2 protein-coding genes and 1 pseudogene are annotated in these 3,007 nt (G+C 39.9%); 2 read left to right on the top strand and 1 reads right to left on the bottom strand.

Annotated elements, in window-relative coordinates:
* Together PX484_RS00860 and PX484_RS00855 are read left to right on the top strand one after the other, a co-directional pair.
* Positions 1-1,219, top strand: a 1,219-nt coding sequence (locus PX484_RS00860) for a hypothetical protein (protein WP_288102668.1), incomplete at its 5' end; no start/stop codon positions are given.
* Between the two features lie 335 nt (positions 1,220-1,554).
* The gene (locus tag PX484_RS00855) at positions 1,555-2,682 is read left to right on the top strand and encodes a THUMP domain-containing class I SAM-dependent RNA methyltransferase (RefSeq protein WP_287766737.1); all 1,128 of its coding nucleotides are present in this window, start codon (positions 1,555-1,557) and stop codon (positions 2,680-2,682) included.
* Here PX484_RS00855 and PX484_RS00850 read toward each other — a convergent pair.
* A pseudogene (locus PX484_RS00850) lies at positions 2,683-3,007 on the bottom strand (malate dehydrogenase); the annotation flags it as partial.

Raw genomic sequence — 3,007 nt, 5'->3', positions numbered from 1 at the left:
TGAACGGCGAATTCCTTCAGCAATTATTCTGGGAATAATGGTTCCCGCCTCTTGTGGATTGATCATCTTTCTTGTCAATGCAAGTAATCATCAGGTCGTTAGAATTGGTAGATATATTGCCACTAATATTGAGCCTAAAATCAATGATTTATACTTTAATAATTTACCCGTTGCTCAGAAGCCAATTGTTTGGGAAACCTATATGCAAACTTTACGATTTGGACCAGAAGAGGGTACTTGGATTAAAAGTGTTTTTGGTACTATCCAACTCTTGGGATTAGCGGGTGCTGTTTTTGCAGTATTAGACATAATTAGTTACGCATTAGAATCGATAAGTGCTATTCTTATTCCCATGGTAGGAAACGTAATTGGTGCAAATATTATCACTGGGATTATTTTAATTGTTGTAATATCGGTGTTATTATTAATACCAGCAACTAGAAAGATAATTTTACCTATGTACTTCTCAATACTTACTGAAGAAGGTAGTATTGCCGAGTTAAGAGACGGTGAAGGAAGTTTAAAAAAAATCTGGTACAAAGGAATTGAAAAACAAAATGAAGATGTGAAAAGTACACGAATATTTTGGATAAAACCTATAAGATATTTTATTCCTCTGTATCAAATAGTAAAATCAATGATTGATCATAGAGATAATGCTATTATTGAGATAGAAAATGACTCATTAAAATCGAAACTGCAAACTTTAGGTGAAGTTTACCTAGCTGATCAAGTAGAGAATACTAAAGTTTTGATGCAAGCACAAGGAGCAGATAAACAAGACCTTTTAAATGAACTTATCAATAATTTATTTGAACATATTCAAAATCAAGAAGTGAAATCTACACGAATGTATCAAATAGTAGAATCAATGATTGATGATAATGATTGTTTTAAAAATCTTCTTAATAAAATTAAAAATTACAGTAGAAATCCACAATATAATCCACCTTTCTATTTTAACTTAGACAAGGGTGGAGGAAAACGCGTTAACAATATCCCAGAATTACTCGAATTATCTATAGATAATCCCAATAAATTTAAAGAATACATGGAAAAAGGAGATTTTGAGCATTGGCTGGATAATATAGAGATAAGAGAAACAGAACTAGCAAATATAGCTCAGGGGACTCGCGAGAAAAATTTCCCTAACGATGATGAGCGCCTACATTATTTTCTCAGAGAATGCTGTCTAGTCTTGATTGGGAGAAACCCTTAATATTTCCTGACAAAAACTTGATTTGATCGCCGACTACCTGCAAGATAAAGAAAGAGCGTATGAGATAGGGAATTTACAAGAGGGTAAAAATTAAAATCTTTGGCTCTCTTATTCCCCGTATGATGAGTTTAACTTAATATAGGATCGATCGATCTTTGTGTCCTTTGTGTCTTTGTGGTTCGCTCCACTCCCCCGCCAGCCCAACTGTATCTTAGAATATATTTTACCCACCAAACTCAAGAGAGCCAATCTTTCTGATTTCAAGCTACCAACGACCGGCGCTAGTCACTGATAACTGAAACCTGAAAACTGATAACTGATAACTGATAACTGAAATGACTCGATCCTATTTTGCTACTACCGCGAGGGGACTAGAAGAAATTGCCGCTAGGGAATTAGAATTCCTAGGGGCCAAAGAAGTGAAACCCGTATTCACCGGAGTCCATTTTCAGGGGGATATCTCCCTACTCTATCGAGTCAATCTTTGGTCAAGAATTATTTTTCGGGTTTTGGTTCCCATTGCCGAAATTCCCTGTGGGGATGGGAAGGAACTGTATGATGGCATTCAAGCCATTGATTGGCGCGATTATCTCACCAGTGAGGAAACTTTAGCGGTACAATGTACGGGAACGAACGATCGCCTCAATCACACCCATTACACCGCCTTAAGCATCAAAAACGCTATTATCGACCAACAGCGTCAACAGGGGAATCCCCGTTCTTTTGTGGATACAGAAAATCCCGACCTGCAAATTAACGCTCATATCGAGAAAAATCGCTGTGTGCTTAGTTTAGATAGTTCTGGCCACAGTTTGCATCGTCGCGGGTATCATCGGGCCATGGGAGTCGCACCTCTGAAAGAAAGTCTCGCCGCTGCTTTGGTAGAATTATCGGCATGGCAGGATGATATGGCGCTTTTAGACCCTTTCTGTGGTTCGGGAACTATTGTCATCGAAGCGACGTTAAAAGCTTTAAATATTGCCCCCGGTTTATCCCGTTCCCAGTTCGGATTCCAGAAATGGCCAGACTATCAACCGGATTTATGGCAATCTTTGGTTAAGGAAGCTAAAGAAAAACAAAAATCTCAGCTAAATGCGCCAATTTATGCTAGTGATGCCGATTATGAGGTTCTACATCAGGCCGAGGATAATGCCTATTTTTGTCAAGTGCAGGACCACATTAATTTTAGCTTGCAAAGCATCACCGACTTAGAACCGACGAGCGATCGAGGGATTATTCTCTGTAATCCCCCTTACGGCAAAAGATTGGGCAATACCGAAGAATTAGGGACCCTATATAAATCCTTCGGTGATGTCTTAAAACAGAGGTTTAAGGGTTGGACAGCCTATATTTTATCGGGAAACAAAGAACTGACTAAACAAATCGGCCTGCGTTCTTCCCGTCGCACTCCCTTGTATAACGGTTCTTTGCCCTGTACCCTCTTAAAATATGAGTTGTATTAACTACATCAAAACCTTGAGACTGTCAAGGGCTAAATGAACATTCTGACGAACTGAGGCGGCAGAAGTGTGTAGATCCAGACGTTCAGCATCGGTCAAACGCACTTCCAGAATACTTTCCACACCCCGACATCCTAGGCGACAGGGAACCCCCAGATAGACATCCTGTAAACCGTATTCACCCTTGAGATAGGCTGCCGCCGGCAGTAAACGGGATTGATTTCTCAATATCGTCTCGACCATGGTACAGGCAGAGGAAGCAGGGGCGTAATAAGCGCCGCCAGTTTGCAGTAATTTGACGATTTCAGCCCCACCGTTGCGAGTTCTC

The sequence above is a fragment of the Microcystis sp. M49636_WE2 genome (assembly GCF_030065375.1).
Lineage (GTDB): Bacteria > Cyanobacteriota > Cyanobacteriia > Cyanobacteriales > Microcystaceae > Microcystis > Microcystis aeruginosa_C.
Note: the sequence above shows the minus strand (reverse complement) of the source record. Positions and strands in the feature narration are given on the sequence as shown.

Bases quoted from the DNA above. Each gene is read 5' to 3' on its own strand.
- PX484_RS00855 (WP_287766737.1), top strand. From the start codon at position 1,555: ATGACTCGATCCTATTTTGCTACTACCGCGAGGGGACTAGAAGAAATT.